The following is a 16,501-nucleotide window of genomic DNA, read 5'->3' as shown; positions in this document are numbered from 1 at the left end:
GCCTTACCGGGAAAGCCTCTTCGCGGCTGGAGCCGCTCCCACAAGGACCCTCGCCGTCTTAGCAGGGGATCGGGATCCGCCCGAGGCGAGCGACTACCAGCAAATCATCGGGGCCGCCTCAGGCCTCGGGCGAGGCCGTCACCCGCCGCGACGACCCGCGCAGCGCCAACTTCACCGGAATGGTCAGGTTATCGACCGCCTCGCCCGCGATCAGCTGCAGCAGGCGCTCCACCAGCAAGGCACCGGCCTGCTTGGTGTCCTGCTGCACCGTGGACAGGCCAGGATTGACGAAGCTGGCCAGCGGGATATCGTCGAAGCCGACCACCAGGCAGTCCTCGGGCACGCGCACGCCGCGCTCGTGCAGCGCCTTCATCGCACCGATGGCGATCAAATCGCTGGCGCCGAAGATCGCATCGAAGGCCACGCCGCGCGCCAGCAGCGCGTCGGCAGCTTCCTGGCCGGATTGCTCGCTGGTCACCGCGTCGATCTGCAATTGCGCATCGGGCGCCAGTCCGGCTGCTTCCAGCGCCTGCGCATAGCCGCGGTAGCGCTCTTCGAACTCCGGATAATGGTTGGAGGCATGGCCCAGGAAGGCGATGCGCCTGCATCCCTGCGCCAGCAGGTGCGCAGTGATGTCGTGGCCGCCCTGGAAGTTGTCGCAGCCGATGGACACGCCGGGCTGTCCCGGCTGCGCCGCGCCCCAGCGCACGAAATGCGTGCCCTGCTGCACCAGCCGCTCCAGCCGCGAGCGCGCTTCCAGGTAGTCGCCGTAGCCCAGCAGGATCAGCCCATCGGCCTTCTTGCTGTCCTCGTAGTCGGCCTGCCAGTCGTTGGACAGCTGCTGGAAGGAGATCAGCAGGTCGAAGCCGCGCTGCGCGCAGGCGCGCGTGATCGAGCCCAGCATCGACAGGAAGAAGGGATTGATCGCCGACTCGTCCGGCGTGGGGTCCTCGAAGAACAGCAGCGCCAGCGTGCCGGTGTGCTGCGTGCGCAGGTTGGAGGCGTTCTTGTCGACCTTGTAGTTCAGCTGCTCGGCGATGGCCAGCACGCGCCGGCGGGTCTCCTCGCTGACCATCGGGCTGCCGCGCAGCGCGCGCGACACGGTCGGCTGCGAGACGCCGGCCAGGTGCGCGATATCCAGCGATGTGGCCTTCCCACGGATCGGCACGCTCACGTCAACGGGTCTTCTCGGAACGACGCGCCGATGATGCCATGCCGCCCACGCTGCATCGCAGCATGGGCGGCAGTGCTGGCCACGCTCAAGCGGCGAGAATGTGCGCGCGCAGCGCCTCGTAGCTGGCTGGCAGCGGTTCGGCCGCAGCCGGGCGCTCGAGCAGCGCCTGCAGCGCCGGTGGCACCGGCAGGCTGTCGCCCACCAAGGGCTCGACAATGCTTTCGAACTTGGCCGGATGCGCGGTGGCCGCCACCGCCCAGTCGCCGCGCACGCCGTCGTTGCGCAGGTCCTCCAGCACCTTCACCGCCACGGCGGTGTGCGGGCAGAACACCTCGCCGAAATGCCGGAACCGGCGCGCGATCACCAGCTTGATGTCCGCATCACCGACGCTGGCCGAGCTGAAGGCCTGGCGCAGCGCGGCGTCGTCGCCCTTGTACAGCCAGCGCAGGCGCTCGAAGTTGCTCGGCGCGCCCACGTCCATGGCGTTGGCCACGGTCGGCACGCTGCCCTGCGGCGTGTAGTCCTGGCCGTCGAAGTAATCGGGCAGCACCCGGTTGGCATTGGTGGCCAGCACGATGCGCCCCAGCGGCACGCCCAGCTCGCGGGCCAGGATCGCCGCCATCGCATTGCCCAGGTTGCCGGTGGGAATCACGAAGTTCAGTGGGTTGCCCGTGGCCGCGTGATGCGACAGCGCCGCGTGCGCGTAATAGCCCATCTGCGGCAGCAGGCGCCCCAGGCTGATGCTGTTGGCCGAACTCAACGGCGCCTGCGCCTGCAGCACGCCATCGCCCAGGGCCTGCTTCACCAGCGCCTGGCAGTCGTCGAAGGTGCCCTGGACGCGCAGCGCGGTGACGTTGTCGCCAAAACACCCCAGCTGGTGCGCCTGGCGCGGGGAGACCCGGCCATCCGGATACAGCACCACCACGCGCAGGCCCGGCTGCTGGTGGAACGCGGCGGCCACCGCCGCGCCGGTATCGCCGGAGGTCGCCACCACGATGGTCAACGGCGTGGACGCACCGCGACGCAGGCGGGTCATGCACTGGGCGAGAAAGCGCGCGCCGAAGTCCTTGAAGGCCGCGGTCGGCCCGTGGAACAGCTCCAGCACGTGATCGCCCGGCGTGGCCAGCGGCGCCAGCGGCGCGGGAAAGTCGAAGGCCTGCGCGCAAATGCCCGGCAGCTCCGATTCCAGTCCATCGCCTTCAAAGAACGGCTGCAGCAGCTCGGCGCTGGTCTGCGCCAGATCGGCACCGACCTTCAGCTGGCGCGCCTGCGGCAGCGCTTGCGGCACGTACAGGCCGCCATCGGGCGCCAGGCCGGCGGCGATGGCCTGGCTCAGGCTGACGGCCGGGGCACCGTCACGGGTGGAAATGAAATGCATGGGAGTCTCTTGGGGGAAGATCGGAAACGGGAAGTGCGCAGGCGTCACAGCAGGCGCGCGCCGGGCGCGGCCAGCGTGGACACCCAGGCCTGGCTGGTGAAGCCTTGCGCGGCGAAGGCGGCCTGTACCTTGGGCGCGGCGGCATCGGCAGCGGCGCGCTCCTCGAACCAGCCGAAGATGCTGGGGCCGGCACCGGAGATGCTCGCGCCCATGGCGCCACCATCCAGCATCGCTGCCTTGGCTTGGGCAAAGCCCACGATCAGCGGGGCGCGGCGCGGCTCGACCAGCACGTCCTTCAAGCCTGCGCGGACCAGGGCCGCATCGCCGGTCTGGCAGCCGGCCAGCACCAGCGCCAGGTTGGCGCTCTGGTGGACGAAGTCCTCCAGCGCGTAGGCCCCCTGCAGCGCCGCGCGGGCACGGCGGGTTTCCAGCACCGCATCCGGATGCACCAGCAGGCTGTGCCAGTGCGCCGGCACCGACACCGGCACCAGGTGTTCGGCCGTGGCCAGCACCAGCCCGCCCAGCAGCATCGGGCCAAGGTTATCGCCATGCTGTCCGCCGCTGGCCACCGCCTCGCCCACCAGCGCGAAGGGATACAGCGCCTGCGGGGGCAGTGGCGCGTCCAGCAGCGCGTTGGCCGCCACCAGGGCGGCCACGCAGGACGCGGCCGACCCGCCCATGCCCGAGCCCAGCGCGATGCCCTTGTCGATCTCCACCTCCAAGCCGAACGGCAGCGCCAGCGCCTGGCGCATGGCGATCAGCGCCGCGCCGGCGGTGTTGGAGGGCGCATCCAGCGGCAGCTCCACCGTGGTGCCGGTGATCGCGGCGATGCGCACCTCAGGCGTTTCGATGCGACGGACGGTGACGGTATCGCCCACGCCCTCGATGACGTGGCCGAGGATGTCGAAGCCGACCCCGACATTGCCGACCGAGGCCGGCGAGAACGCGGTCGCGACGCGGGGGGGGGAACTGCGGGCAGTCGAACTGCCGATGCTGGCACTGCTGGGCATTGCGATTCCTTGGTGCCCCTCACGCGCGGGATGCGCGATGCGGGGCGGTGTCGATGCGTGGCGGCCATCATCGGCCCGCCACGGCGCTGTGTTCATTGACCCAGGTCGGTTACAGCCGGGCGCCCTGCCCGGCCGCCACCCGCAGCAGGTCGGCGAACACGCCGGCGGCGGTCACCTCCGGACCGGCCCCCGGGCCCTGCACGATGAGCGGATTGCTGCAGTAGCGGCGGGTGGTGAACTGCACGATGTTATCGGTCAGGCGCAGATTGGCGAAGGCGTGGGTGTCCGGCAATTCCACCAGGCCCACGCTGGCCTTGCCGCCCTCGTCCAGGCGGGCGACATAGCGCAGCACGTGGCCGGCCTGGCGCGCCTGGGCCAGGCGCTGGGCGAACTCGGCGTCCACCTCGTCCAGGCGCGTCATGAAATCCTCCACGCTGGCCTGGCGCAAGGATTCGGGCACCAGGCTTTCCACCTGCACGTCCTCCAGCGAGAGCCCCAGCCCGGCCTCGCGGCCCAGGATCACCAGCTTGCGCGCCACATCGGTGCCGGACAGGTCATCGCGCGGGTCCGGCTCGGTGTAGCCCATGCCGCGGGCCTGGGCGACCAGCTGCGAGAACGGCACGCTGCCGTCGAACTTGTTGAACAACCACGCCAGAGTGCCGGAGAAGATGCCCTCGATGCTGGTCACCGTGTCGCCGGTGTCCACCAGGTCGCGCAGCGTGGTGATGACCGGCAGCCCCGCGCCGACCGTGGCCTCGTAGCGGAAGCGTGCCCCGCTGCCGGCCGCCGCCTCGGCGATGGCCTGGTAGCGCGCCAGCGGGCCGGCGCCGGCCTGCTTGTTCGGCGTCACCACGTGGATGCCGGCGGCCAGCCACTGCGCGTAGCGCTCGGCTACCTCGGGACTGGCGCTGCAGTCCACGATCACCGCATGCGGCAGGTGCGAGGACAGCAGATGATCGGTGAAGCGGTCCAGGTCCAGCGGTTCGCGCGCGGACTGGAAACGTTCGCGCCAGCTGCCGCTGATGTCGCGCCCTTCCAGCAGCATGCGGCTGCGCGAGGCGATCGCGCGCAGGCGCAGGTCCAGGTTGGCCTTGCCCAGCAGCTGCGGCTGCGCGGCCTGCAGCTGGTCCAGCAGCGCGGCGCCCACATTGCCCGGGCCGATCACGCCCACCGAAAAGGTCTGCGGCGAGAGCCAGAAGCCCGCGTGCGCGGCGCGCAGCGCCTTGGTCGCATCGGCGCCGGCAATGGCCACGGAGATGTTGCGCTCGGACGAACCCTGGGCAATGGCCAGAATGTTGACCTGCGCCCGGCCCAGCGATTCGAACAGGCGCGCGGCCACGCCCGGCGAGCCGGCCATGCCATCGCCCACCGCCGCCAGCACGCAGACATCGTCGGTGAGCTGCACGCGCTGGATCTGCCCCACCGACAGCTCGTGGGCGAAGGCGCTCATCAGCGTGGCGCGCGCGCGCACCGCATCGGCGGCCTTGACCACGCAGCAGATCGAGTGCTCCGAGGAGCCCTGCGAGATCATCACCACCGACACCCGCGCCTGGCGCAGGGCCGAGAACACGCGCTCGGCCGTGCCCGGTACGCCGATCAGGCCGGTGCCTTCCAGGTTGACCACCGCCAGGTCCGGCGACAGCGTCAGACCCTTGACCGGGCCGACCGCTTCGCTGTTGCTGGTGATGCGCGTGCCCGGGTGCTCGGGCTGGAAGGTGTTGCGGATGATGATCGGCAGCTTGCGCTCGATCGCGGGCGACATGGTCTGCGGGTGCACGACCTTGGCGCCGAAATACGCCAGCTCGCAGGCCTCGTCGTAACTCAGCGATTCCAGCTGCACCGCCTCGGGCACCACGCGCGGGTCGGCCGACAGCACGCCGTCCACGTCGGTCCAGATGTGCAATTCGCTGGCATCGAACAGCGCGGCGAAGATGGCGCCGGAGTAATCGCTGCCGTTGCGGCCCAGGGTGGTGATGTGGCCGGCGCGGTCGCGCGCGACGAAGCCGGTCACCACCACGCGTCGGCTCGGGTTGGCCGCGCGCCACTCGGCCAGCCGCGCCGCGCTCAATTCCCAGTCCACGTCCACGCCCAGGTCGGTGCGGTCCACCACCAGCACCTCGCGCGCGTCCAGCACCGCGCAGTCCTCGCCCAGGCTGGACAGGTAATCGCCCAGCAGTCGCGCCGAATAGACCTCGCCCAGGCCCTGAACGCGGTCCAGCACCTCGCGCGGCAGCTCGCCGATCACCGACAGCGCCGAGAGGATCTCGGCCAGATGATCGAAGCGGCCTTCCAGCCACTCGATGGTCTGGCCCACCGATTCGCCCAGCAGGGCCACGGCAGCGCCGCGGTGGCGCGCGCGCAGCTCGTGCCAGCGATCGCGCCAGTCCAGCTCGGTACCGGCCAGGGTGGCCAGGTCGATCAGCGCATCGGTCACGCCCTTCATCGCCGAGACCACGGTGATCTGCACGTCCTCGTCGCGCGCCAGCAGCAGCTTGGCCACGTGCCGATAGCGCTCGGCATCGGCCACGGAGGTGCCGCCGAACTTGTGCGCGACCGTCCTGCGTTTGGACGGTTCGGGGAGTGCCGCTTCAGCGACGGATTGGACGACGGCGACGGACGACATGGCACTGACCTCGGTGGAAGGCCCTGCGCCGGCGTGGGATGTGGGGGCTGCCCGCATCCTGATCCGGTGCGGGGCCGTGGTTGCTTGGACTTAAGCGAGCACGACCGACCGCACCGACATAGTGGTGATGGTGGTCGTGATCATGATGCCGATGCCCGGATTCGGGCACGCCATGCCACATCCGTCAGGACGCGGTGCGGAGTACGGCGAAGGGCGGTTGGCAACAGGCATGAACGCTAGGGTCATGATGCCCGCGCAGGCTGTCAAGTGTTGCGTTTGCAACGAAGAAACAAGCACTTGCAACCACATTGGCGCTGCGTCTTGAGGGACTGGATGCGCATCGGCTGCAAGGGCCCGCGCGGTACGTCCACCAACGCCTCGGTTGCGACCTCTGGTGACCCCGGCCCGATTCGAACGGGCGACCTTCCCCTTAGGAGGGGGACGCTCTATCCAGCTGAGCTACGGGGCCTGAATGCGCAAGGATACAGGCGCGGGCAAGGCGAGCAAAGCAGAAGCCGCCTCGCCAGGCCCGACCCTTGAGGAGATCTCAAGACGCGTGCTGCCTCGATTCGGTCATCGATGCAGCGTGGGTCGCGGAAGGTCCGGTCCACAAAAAGGCGGGCATCACTGGCCTGCCTTATGCGGCAGCAGTCTTCGGTTCCGAGCCCAGTCCTCCCGTCGTCCTCCCGCGGATCTGCCAACGCTTCATCGCGCACTGATGGCGTCTGCCTTCTCCATAGCCGTTCCATCGCGCTTGCGCTCACGATGGCAAGGCCGTTGGCACGCAGGGCTGCGGTGTACGCCGCGTCCAGGCGCGGCTGTGTTTTGCGGGCACATCAGGGTCGATGCCCAGTTCGGCTCGATGCCATCGCTCGCCGTCAAAGAGCCTGAGACGCGACCCAGAAATGATATGTTATAACTATAACGACAACATCCCAAAGCCATGCAATGCCTTCCATCTCACAAGACTCTCGCCTGCCAGTGACCGTCTTCTCCGGCTTCCTCGGCGCCGGCAAGACCACTCTCCTCAACGCCGTCCTCAACAATCGCCGCGGCCTGCGCGTGGCGGTGATCGTCAACGACATGAGCGAGATCAACATCGATGCGCAGCTGCTGCGCGAGGGCGGCTCGGCGCTCAGTCGAACCGATGAGACCCTGGTGGAGTTCAGCAACGGCTGCATCTGCTGCACCCTGCGCGAGGACCTGCTCCAGGAAGTCCGCCGACTGGCGCAGGAGCGGCGCTTCGATTACCTGCTGATCGAATCGACCGGCATCGGCGAGCCGATGCCGGTGGCGGCGACCTTCTCGGTCCGCGATGAAGCGGGCTTTTCGCTTTCGGACCTGGCGCGACTGGACACCATGGTCACCGTGGTCGATGGGGAGAACTTCCTCAAGGATTTCGGCTCGGCCGAGCGCCTGGCCGACCGCGGCATGCAGGCCGGCGAAGGCGATGACCGTGGCCTGGTCAACCTGCTCAGCGAGCAGGTGGAATTCGCCGATGTGGTGGTCATCAGCAAACGCGACCTGATGAGCGAGGAACAGGTGCACACCGTCAAGTCGCTGATCCGCACCCTCAACCAGGATGCCGAGCTGGTGGAGGCCAGCAGGGGCCAGGTGCCGTTGGAGCGCATCCTCAACACCGGACGCTTCGACTACACCAGGGCGCAGCTGGCGCCGGGGTGGATGAAGGAACTGCGCGGCGAGCACGTGCCGGAAACCGAAGCCTATGGGATCGCGAGCTTCGTCTACCGCCGGTCCAGCCCGTTCCATCCCGAACGCTTTGCCCGCCTGCTGGTCGAGGGCATCCCGGGCGTGATCCGGGCCAAGGGCTTCTTCTGGCTCGCCAGCCGCATGGACTGGGTAGGTGAGGTGTCCATCGTCGGCGGCTCCACCCAGACACAGGCGGCGGGCTTCTGGTTCGGCGCGCGTCACCGGGTGGATGCCGGTGTCGTCGGCATTCCGCCCGAGGCGGTGGTCATGATCCACGACGTCGATGACGGCGACCTGGTCTCGCAGTGGACCGCACCGCTGCCGCCGGTGGAGATGGTCGACGACCCGCGCGAGTTCGCGGCGATGCAGAAGCAATGGCACCCGCAATGGGGCGACCGCCGTCAGGAGCTTGCCTTGATCGGCATCGGCCTGGATGAGCCGGCCGCACGCGCCGCGCTCGACGCCTGCCTGCTGACCGACGCCGAACTGATACGCGGGCCTTCGGCGTGGGTGCGCCTGCCCGACCCCTTCCCGCAGTGGCGCCGATGAAGCCGCCGATGGCCTCGACATCCCCCCCACGCGCCCTGCCGGATCTCTCGCGCAGCGCAAGCCCAGGCATGGCTCAGGCGCTGGACTGGGTCGGGATGCGCAACATCCGCCTGCCGCTGCAGCTGGATGATCCGCTATGCCCCAGCGCCGTGCCCTCGGGCGTGGACATGCTGATCAACCTCCCCTGCGCGGGCATCAGGGGGATCCACATGTCCCGGCTCTACACGCTGTTGATGCGCGTGGCCAAGGCACCGCAGTCGCCTGCGGGCTTGATCGCCCTGCTGCAGCAAGCCATCGCAGGCCATGCCGAAAGCCGGAGTGACGCCGCCAGGTTCGTCTGGCACGGCGAGATCGTTTGTCCGACCGGCGCGCTGGTCACGCCCGACCTGGAAGGCTGGATGAGCCACGCGGTGAAGCTGGAGGCCGAGCTGTCGACCGCGGGCGCGGCCATCTGGCTCACGGTGGAGGCCACCTACGCCTCGACCTGCCCGTGCTCGGCCTCGCTCGCACGGCAGCTGATCCAGGAACAGTTCGAGCGCGAACATGCCGGCCAGGGGACCATCGACCTGCAGCGCGCGAGCGACTGGATCGGCCGCAACGCCAGCTTCGCCACCCCGCATAGCCAGCGCAGCCTGGCGCAGCTGCGGGTGCGGGTAGACCCGTCTGCTCGCTGGGACCTCGGCGGCCTGATCGGCGCTGCCGATGACGCCCTGGGCACCTTCTCGCAGGGGCCGGTCAAGCGCGCCGACGAGCAAGCCTTCGCCCAACGCAATGGACACAACCTGATGTTCGTCGAAGACGCCGCCAGGCGGCTTTTGAGCGCCCTCTCCGCCCGCTACGCCGATGGCGTCATCGAGGTCACCCATCTGGAAAGCCTGCATCCCCACGATGCGCATGCCGCCGTGCGGTGGGGTGCGGCATGAGTGCGGACACCCTGCCCGTGACCGTGCTCACCGGCTTTCTGGGTGCCGGAAAAACCACCTTGCTCAATCATCTGGGAAAGACCGGCGCGCTGACCGACACGCTCATCGTGATCAACGAGTTCGGCCAGGTCGGGCTGGACCACCTGCTGATGATCGAAGCCAAGGATGAGCTGGTGGTCGAGCTGAGCGACGGCTGCGTGTGCTGCACGCTTCATGGCGCGCTGACCGACGCCATCCTCGATGCCTTCCAGGCCCGCGCGGCGGCGGGCCAGGCGCCGTTCCGGCGCGTGGTCATCGAGACCTCGGGCGTGTCCGACCCGACCTCCATCGCCAAGGCCCTGACCATGGATCCGGCGCTGTCCGACCGCTTCCACCTCGAGGCGATCGTGACCCTCATCGATGCCGGGCAAGGCCGGGACAATCTGCAACGCTTCGAAGAAGCCGCCGCCCAGATCGCACTGGCCGATCTGATCCTGATCACCAAAACCGACGCGGTGGCTACCGACGCGCAGGCCGGACTGACCACCGCGCTGGCCTCGCGCAACCCCTTCGCCAAGATCCGCGCCATCGCGCATGGCCGAGTGGACGGCCGCGAGATCTTCGACCCGGACCTGCGCCTGAGCCGTCCACTGCTGTTACTGGACGAAGCGCCGCACGTGGGCGCGGGAACGCTCATGGGCGCAGGCGGCATGCTCGCCGGCCTGACCGCGCCGCAGGCCCGCGCGCACGGTGGCCGCTATCGCGTGACCAGCTTCGAGGCCAGCTCACCGCTGCCGCCAAGCGCCGTCAACGGCTGGTGCATGACCATGCTGCCCCTGCTCGGCCAGGACGTGTTGCGCTTCAAGGCCGTCCTGGATGTGCAAGGGGCCGAGCAGCCGTTCGTGCTGCACGGGGTGCAGGGGGTGAGCGGGCCCGGCATCTGGCTCGAGGCCTGGCCGCAGGCGCGCCGTGTCAGCCGCATGGTCTTCATTTCCGAGACACATGTGCAGCCGCTGGTGGACAAGGGCCTGGAGGCGTTCTTCGAGGGGGCCTTCGTTCGCGCCAGCGCTGCAGCGCGGCCGCCCACGTGATCGCCGGGGCCAACCCGCCACCATCGCCTCGCATGGAGCTCGCCGGCGGTTCCTGTCGGCCCTGGCTCCACCTCCCCTCCACACCCCAGGAGATCGCATGATGTTGCTTCGCCACCTGTGCTTGACCGGACTGCTTGCCACCGCCGCCCTGGCCCAGGCCAAGGGCGTGGACGCCGTGCTGCAGCAGCATGCTCCCTACGCCGTGCCGGCCCTGCCCTACGCAGCCGATGCGTTGGAGCCTGCGATCGACGCGGCCACCATGGGCATCCATCACGATCGCCATCACCAGGCCTATGTCGACAATCTGAACAAGGCCATCGCGCAGGATCCGGCGCTGCAGTCGCAGACGCTCCGGGCGCTCCTGGCCAAGGCGGACGCGCTGAGCCCGGCACTCCGGAACAACGCGGGCGGGCATTACAACCACAGCCTGTTCTGGTCCGTCCTGGCCGCTCCGGGACAGGGCGGGCAACCCAGCGTGGAACTGGCCGCGGCCATCGAGAAGCAGTTCGGGTCGATGGAGACGTTCAAGGAAGCCTTCACCAAGGCGGCAACCGGCGTGTTCGGTTCGGGCTGGGCCTGGCTCATCGTCGGTGCGGACGGGTCCTTGCAGATCGCCACCACGCCAAACCAGGACAACCCGCTCATGCCGACCGCGTCCACCCGCGGGCAGCCGATCCTGGCATTGGACGTCTGGGAGCATGCGTACTACCTGCGCTACCAGAACCGGCGCCCGGACTATCTGGCCGCCTGGTGGTCCGTGGTGAACTGGAAAGAGGTCAGCCGGCGCTTCGATCAGGCCAGTTGACGCCGGTCAGGGCGGCGCTGGACGCCCGTAGAGGCGCAACGCGCCTGTAGTGGGCGTCCGCCGCGGTGGGTAGATGGAAGAGCGGCAGCGCTCCGCCGGCCGGTGGCCGCCCTGCCCCCGGCCGGGGCATCCTGCCCTGACAGCAGGCGCGTGCTCCTGCCTCGCTTGCCGCGCCATCGCCCGCCGAACCGCCGCCGCGCGCGTCGGTTTGGAGGCTTCGGCTCCAAGCACCACGGGTCCCAGGCCGGCGGCCCTGAGCCTGCGCAACGCCCGTAGCACCCGACACGCCAAGCACTTGCAAAACAAGGGCTTGGCATGTCCGCCCTTCGATTCCGCCGGCCCCGGCAACAGGCGACGCGCCGCCAGCCTGGCGCGGCGCCAGATGCGCGCTTTCGCCATTCCGGCAGCGCGCGCAGCCGACGGGTCAGAGACCGACGGCCCCGGCGCCTCTGTTAGAATTTGCGCCCCTTTTTGGGCCGCGTCCCCCATTGCGGCTCGTCCCAAACACAGGAGTTTTCATGTCATCCGAGCTGCTGCAGGCCCTGGGCCTGGGTTCCACCAATGCCGGCACCTACCTGGGCCAGGGCCAGTGGTCCACCACCACCGATGCCGGCGTGCTGGAATCGGTCAACCCGACCACCAATGCCGTCATCGCCACGGTCCACGCCAGCAGCCAGTCCGACTACGACACGGTGATCGAGCGCGCCCAGGCCGCCTACAAGATCTGGCGCACCACCCCGGCCCCGCGCCGTGGCGAAGCCGTGCGCCTGTGCGGTGAGGCGCTGCGCGCCAACAAGGATCTGCTCGGCTCGCTGGTGGCCCTGGAAATGGGCAAGTCCAAGCCCGAGGGCGATGGCGAGGTGCAGGAGATGATCGACATCGCCGATTTCGCCGTGGGCCAGAGCCGCATGCTCTATGGCTATACCATGCACTCCGAGCGCCCGGGCCACCGGATGTACGAGCAGTACCACCCCATCGGCCTGGTCGGCATCATCAGCGCCTTCAATTTCCCGGTCGCGGTGTGGTCGTGGAATGCCTTCCTGGCCGCCATCTGCGGCGACATCTGCATCTGGAAGCCGTCCAACAAGACCCCGCTAACCGCGCTGGCCACGCAGAAGATCTGCAACGAGGCGCTGAAGGACGCCGGCTTCCCGGACCTGTTCTTCCTGATCAACGATGCCGGCATCGAACTGTCCCAGCAGCTGGTGGACGACACCCGCGTGCCGCTGATCAGCTTCACCGGCTCGACCCAGGTCGGCCGCATCGTCGGTGAGCGCGTGGCCCGCCGCATGGGCCGCAGCCTGCTGGAGCTGGGCGGCAACAACGCCATCATCCTGGACGAGACCGCCGACCTGAAGCTGGCCGTGCCGGGCATCGTGTTCGGCGCGGTGGGCACCGCCGGCCAGCGCTGCACCACCACCCGCCGCCTGATCGTGCATGCCTCGATCTACGACACCGTGCTGTCCACCCTGGTCAAGGCCTACAAGCAGGTCGAGGGCAAGATCGGCGACCCGCTGGATGCAGCCAACCTGATGGGCCCGCTTAACAGCAAGGCGGCCGTGGACGCCTTCCTCAAGTCGGTCGAACAGGCCAAGGCCGCCGGCGGCACCGTGGAAACCGGCGGCATGGCGCTGCCGCGCGAAGGTAACTTCGTGCTGCCCACCATCATCTCGGGCCTGAAGAACAGCGATGCCATCGTCCAGCACGAGACCTTCGCGCCGATCCTGTACGTGATGAAGTACGACACGCTGGAAGAAGCCATCGACATGCAGAACGGCGTGCCGCAGGGCCTGTCCTCCTCGATCTTCACCAACAACCTCAAGACCGCCGAGCGCTTCCTGTCGGCGGCCGGCAGCGACTGCGGCATCGCCAACGTCAACATCGGCACCTCCGGTGCGGAGATCGGCGGCGCCTTCGGCGGCGAGAAGGACACCGGCGGCGGACGCGAGTCCGGGTCCGATGCCTGGAAGGCCTACATGCGCCGCCAGACCAACACCATCAACTATTCCGACTCGCTGCCGCTGGCCCAGGGCATCAAGTTCGATCTGTAAACGCGGAGGGTTCGGGACCATGTCACTCAACTCGACCGAGCGCTTCACCAGCCGCGTGGCCGACTACGTGCGCTACCGGCCGGACTATCCGGTGGCGCTGGTGGAGTGGCTGCATCGAGAACTGGGCGTGGACCGGGACACGCCGGTGGCCGACATCGGCGCCGGCACCGGCATTTCCTGCAAGCTGTTCCTCGACGGCGGCCACCCGGTGACCGCGGTCGAACCCAATGCGTCCATGCGCGCAGCTTCGATTGACTGGCTAGGCGGCAACCCTGGCTTCTCGGCCGTGGCCGGCACCGCCGAGGCCACCACGCTGGCAGATGCCAGCGTCGGCCTGGTCGCCGCCGCGCAGGCCTTCCACTGGTTCGACCAGCAGGCGGTGCGGACCGAATGGGCGCGCATCCTCAAGCCCGGCGGGCTGGCGGTGGTGTTCTGGAATTCGCGCCGACTGAGCGGCACGCCTTTCCTGGAAGGCTACGAGCAGATGCTGCTCGACTACGGCCTGGACTACACCAGCGTGGCCGAGCGCTACAACGACGACGCCTCGATGGAAGCCTGGTTCGGCGGCGGCCTGCGCGGGACGGCCCGTTTCGACCACGGCCAGCAGCTGGATTTGGAGGCCCTGCGCGGGCGGCTGTTGTCGTCCTCCTACGCCCCGCAGGCCGGTCACCCGCAGCATGCGCCGATGCTGGAGGCGCTGCGCAAGCTGTTCGATGCCACCGCCCGCGATGGCACCGTCTCCTTCGACTACGACACCCGCGTGTTTGCCGGTACGCTTCCCGCCACCGCCTCCTGAAGACCTGCCATGAACGTCGCCATCCGTCCCAACAGCAGCATGGCCGTGGTCTCGCTGGTGTTCGGCATCCTGGGCTGGACCCTGCTGCCCTTCCTCGGCAGCGCCGTGGCGGTCATCACCGGGCACATGGCGCGCGCCGAGATCCGCCGCGCCGCCGGCCAGCTGGAGGGCGATGGCCTGGCGGTGACCGGTCTGGTGCTGGGCTGGTTGTCGCTGTCGCTGTGGATCCTGGGCATCGCCGGCTTCATCCTGTTCTTCGGCGGCATCGCCGCATTGGCCGCATGGCATTGAACATGTACTCACTGGCGCGGCCCTTCCTGTTCGCCCTGGACGCCGAGCGCGCCCACGGGCTGAGCCTGCAGGCGCTGGACCGCGCCCACCGCGCCGACCTGCTCGGGCACCTGGCCAAACCCATCGCGCCGATGCCGGTGCGCACCCTGGGCCTGCAATTTCCCAACCCGGTCGGCCTGGCCGCCGGCCTGGACAAGAACGGCGACCACCTGGAAGCGCTGATGGCGCTGGGCTTCGGCTTCGTGGAGATCGGCACCATCACCCCGCGCCCGCAGGAAGGAAACCCCAAGCCGCGCATGTTCCGGCTGCCGCGGCAGCAGGCGGTGATCAACCGCATGGGGTTCAACAATGCCGGCGTGGACGTGCTGGTCCAGAACGTGGCCCGCGCCCGCCGCCGCGGCGATGGCCTGCTGGGCATCAACATCGGCAAGAACAAGGACACGCCCAACGCCTCCGCCGCCGAGGACTACCTGCACTGCCTGGAGAAGGTCTACCCGTTGGCCGACTACGTGACGGTCAACATCTCCTCGCCCAACACCGCCGGCCTGCGCGAGCTGCAGGAAGAGCAGGCGCTGCGCCAGCTGATCGGCATCCTGCGCGAAGCGCAGGAGCGCCTGGCCGCCCGACATGGCAAGCGCGTGCCGATGCTGGTCAAGGTCGCGCCGGACCTGAGCGATAGCGATATCGATTCGGCCGCGCGGGTGCTGGGCGAGCTGCAGGTCGATGGCGTGATCGCCACCAACACCACCGTGGCCCGGCCCATGGTCGATACGCACAAACTCGCCCGCGAGACCGGCGGCCTGTCCGGCGCGCCGCTGCTGGGCCAGTCCACCCTGGTCCTGCGCCGGCTGCGCACGCGCCTGCCGGATCACATCCCGCTGATCGGCGTGGGCGGCATCACCTCCGGTGCCGATGCGGTGGCCAAGATGTCCGCCGGGGCCAGCCTGGTGCAGCTCTACAGCGGGCTGGTGTTCCGCGGCCCGGCATTGATCGGCGAATGCGTCGAGGCGATCCGGCGTCGGCGCGACCACCCCAGCGGCGGGCCCATCGCACCGCCATGACCGATGCCTGGCGCCTGACCCCCGACGCGTCCCTGCAGTCCCTCAACACCTTCGGCGTCGCGGCGCGCACGCCGTGCCTGCTGGAGCTGTACGACACCGCCGCCCTGCCCGCCGTGCTGGGCATGCCGCAGATGACCGGCGCCCCGTGGATGGTGCTGGGCAGCGGCAGCAACGTGCTGCTGGCCGACGATGCGCCCGGGGCAGTGCTGGTGTTCCGTACCGAGGCCATCAGCCGCGCGGCCGACCGTCAGGGCCATGCCATCGTGCTGGCGCAGGCTGGCGTGTCCTGGCACCGGCTGGTCATGTGGTCGCTGCAGCAGGGGCTGTGCGGGCTGGAGAATCTGGCGCTGATTCCCGGCACCGTGGGCGCCAGTCCGATCCAGAACATCGGCGCCTACGGCAGCGAGGTCGGCGAGTTCATCGCCCGCGTGCAGGTCTGGGACCTGCAGGCCGGGCGCCAGGATTGGCTGGACCGCGCGGCCTGCCACTTCGCCTACCGCGACAGCGTGTTCAAGCAGCAGCCCGGGCGCTGGCTGGTGACGGCCGTGGAGTTCGCCCTGCCGCTGCAGCGCGCGCCGCGGGTGGATTACGCCGGCGTGGCCGAGGAGCTGCAGGCCATGAGCATTGAAAGCCCTGGCTGTGCCGACGTGGCCGAGGCGGTCATCCGCATCCGGCGCCGCAAGCTGCCCGACCCGGCCGTGCTGGGCAACGCCGGCAGCTTCTTCAAGAACCCCATCGTGCCGGCCGGCCAGGCCGCCGCGCTGCTGGCCCAGTGGCCGGCCCTGCCGGTATTCGGCGGCGATGGCGATGCCACGCGCAAGCTCTCGGCGGCGTGGATGATCGAGGCCTGCGGCTTCAAGGGATACCGCGAGGGCGATGCCGGCGTGGCGCCCAGCCATGCCCTGGTGCTGGTCAACCATGGCCATGCCAGCGGCGCGCAGCTGCTGGCGCTGGCCCGGCGCATTGCCGGGGCCGTGCAGGCGCGCTTCGGCGTGGCGATCGAGCCCGAGCCACGGCTGGTCGGAGCGCAGTGGTGAGCACCGCGCACCCGCTGCGCGCG

The 16,501-nt window shown here is 69.2% G+C and carries 13 protein-coding genes and 1 tRNA gene; 9 read left to right on the top strand and 5 right to left on the bottom strand.

Annotated features, from left to right (window positions below; genetic code table 11):
- Positions 1 to 118: 118 nt before the first annotated feature.
- The 5 genes from EPA99_RS03850 to EPA99_RS03830 all read right to left on the bottom strand — a co-directional run bounded on the left by EPA99_RS03850 (position 119) and on the right by EPA99_RS03830 (position 6,654).
- Positions 119 to 1,168 (bottom strand): LacI family DNA-binding transcriptional regulator, encoded by a 1,050-nt coding sequence (locus tag EPA99_RS03850; protein ID WP_129470377.1) that lies wholly within the window; start codon positions 1,166 to 1,168, stop codon positions 119 to 121.
- Between the two features lie 91 nt (positions 1,169 to 1,259).
- Positions 1,260 to 2,552 (bottom strand): threonine synthase, encoded by a 1,293-nt coding sequence (gene thrC / locus EPA99_RS03845; protein WP_129469882.1) that lies wholly within the window; start codon positions 2,550 to 2,552, stop codon positions 1,260 to 1,262.
- Between the two features lie 44 nt (positions 2,553 to 2,596).
- Complete coding sequence (locus tag EPA99_RS03840) at positions 2,597 to 3,562, bottom strand: homoserine kinase (protein WP_129469881.1); 966 nt, start codon at positions 3,560 to 3,562, stop codon at positions 2,597 to 2,599.
- A gap of 109 nt (positions 3,563 to 3,671) precedes the next feature.
- A complete protein-coding gene (gene thrA / locus EPA99_RS03835; RefSeq protein WP_129469880.1) occupies positions 3,672 to 6,185 on the bottom strand; it encodes a bifunctional aspartate kinase/homoserine dehydrogenase I in 2,514 nt (837 codons plus the stop codon).
- Between the two features lie 392 nt (positions 6,186 to 6,577).
- Positions 6,578 to 6,654: transfer RNA gene (locus EPA99_RS03830), tRNA-Arg, on the bottom strand.
- Between the two features lie 479 nt (positions 6,655 to 7,133).
- Between EPA99_RS03830 and EPA99_RS03825 the strand changes: the two genes are divergently transcribed.
- The 9 genes from EPA99_RS03825 (at position 7,134) to murB (ending at position 16,478) form a co-directional block, all read left to right on the top strand.
- The gene (locus EPA99_RS03825; protein WP_129469879.1) at positions 7,134 to 8,444 is read left to right on the top strand and encodes a GTP-binding protein; all 1,311 of its coding nucleotides are present in this window, start codon (positions 7,134 to 7,136) and stop codon (positions 8,442 to 8,444) included.
- Between the two features lie 8 nt (positions 8,445 to 8,452).
- Complete coding sequence (folE2, locus tag EPA99_RS03820) at positions 8,453 to 9,367, top strand: GTP cyclohydrolase FolE2 (RefSeq protein WP_164978553.1); 915 nt, start codon at positions 8,453 to 8,455, stop codon at positions 9,365 to 9,367.
- On the top strand, positions 9,364 to 10,437 hold the full coding sequence (locus EPA99_RS03815; RefSeq protein ID WP_129469877.1) for a CobW family GTP-binding protein: 1,074 nt from the start codon (positions 9,364 to 9,366) through the stop codon (positions 10,435 to 10,437). Before folE2 ends, EPA99_RS03815 begins: the two co-directional genes overlap by 4 nt.
- 97 nt (positions 10,438 to 10,534) lie before the next feature.
- Complete coding sequence (locus EPA99_RS03810; RefSeq protein ID WP_129469876.1) at positions 10,535 to 11,242, top strand: superoxide dismutase; 708 nt, start codon at positions 10,535 to 10,537, stop codon at positions 11,240 to 11,242.
- 518 nt (positions 11,243 to 11,760) lie between these two features.
- Positions 11,761 to 13,293: an L-piperidine-6-carboxylate dehydrogenase gene (amaB, locus tag EPA99_RS03805; protein WP_129469875.1), complete on the top strand. Its 1,533-nt coding sequence runs from the start codon at positions 11,761 to 11,763 to the stop codon at positions 13,291 to 13,293.
- A gap of 19 nt (positions 13,294 to 13,312) precedes the next feature.
- Positions 13,313 to 14,089 (top strand): class I SAM-dependent methyltransferase, encoded by a 777-nt coding sequence (locus EPA99_RS03800; RefSeq protein WP_129469874.1) that lies wholly within the window; start codon positions 13,313 to 13,315, stop codon positions 14,087 to 14,089.
- Between the two features lie 9 nt (positions 14,090 to 14,098).
- Positions 14,099 to 14,380, top strand: a complete 282-nt coding sequence (locus tag EPA99_RS03795) for a DUF4190 domain-containing protein (protein ID WP_129469873.1) — start codon at positions 14,099 to 14,101, stop codon at positions 14,378 to 14,380.
- Between the two features lie 2 nt (positions 14,381 to 14,382).
- Entirely contained in the window at positions 14,383 to 15,441 is a 1,059-nt protein-coding gene (locus EPA99_RS03790) for a quinone-dependent dihydroorotate dehydrogenase (RefSeq protein WP_129470375.1), read from the top strand.
- On the top strand, positions 15,438 to 16,478 hold the full coding sequence (gene murB / locus EPA99_RS03785) for a UDP-N-acetylmuramate dehydrogenase (RefSeq protein ID WP_129469872.1): 1,041 nt from the start codon (positions 15,438 to 15,440) through the stop codon (positions 16,476 to 16,478). The genes EPA99_RS03790 and murB overlap by 4 nt, the downstream gene beginning before the upstream one ends.
- The last annotated feature ends 23 nt before the right edge of the window (positions 16,479 to 16,501 follow it).

The organism is Pseudoxanthomonas composti (assembly GCF_004122095.1).
Lineage (GTDB): Bacteria > Pseudomonadota > Gammaproteobacteria > Xanthomonadales > Xanthomonadaceae > Pseudoxanthomonas_A > Pseudoxanthomonas_A composti.
The sequence above is the reverse complement of the archived record's forward strand: the minus strand, read 5'-3'. Positions and strand labels throughout refer to the sequence as shown.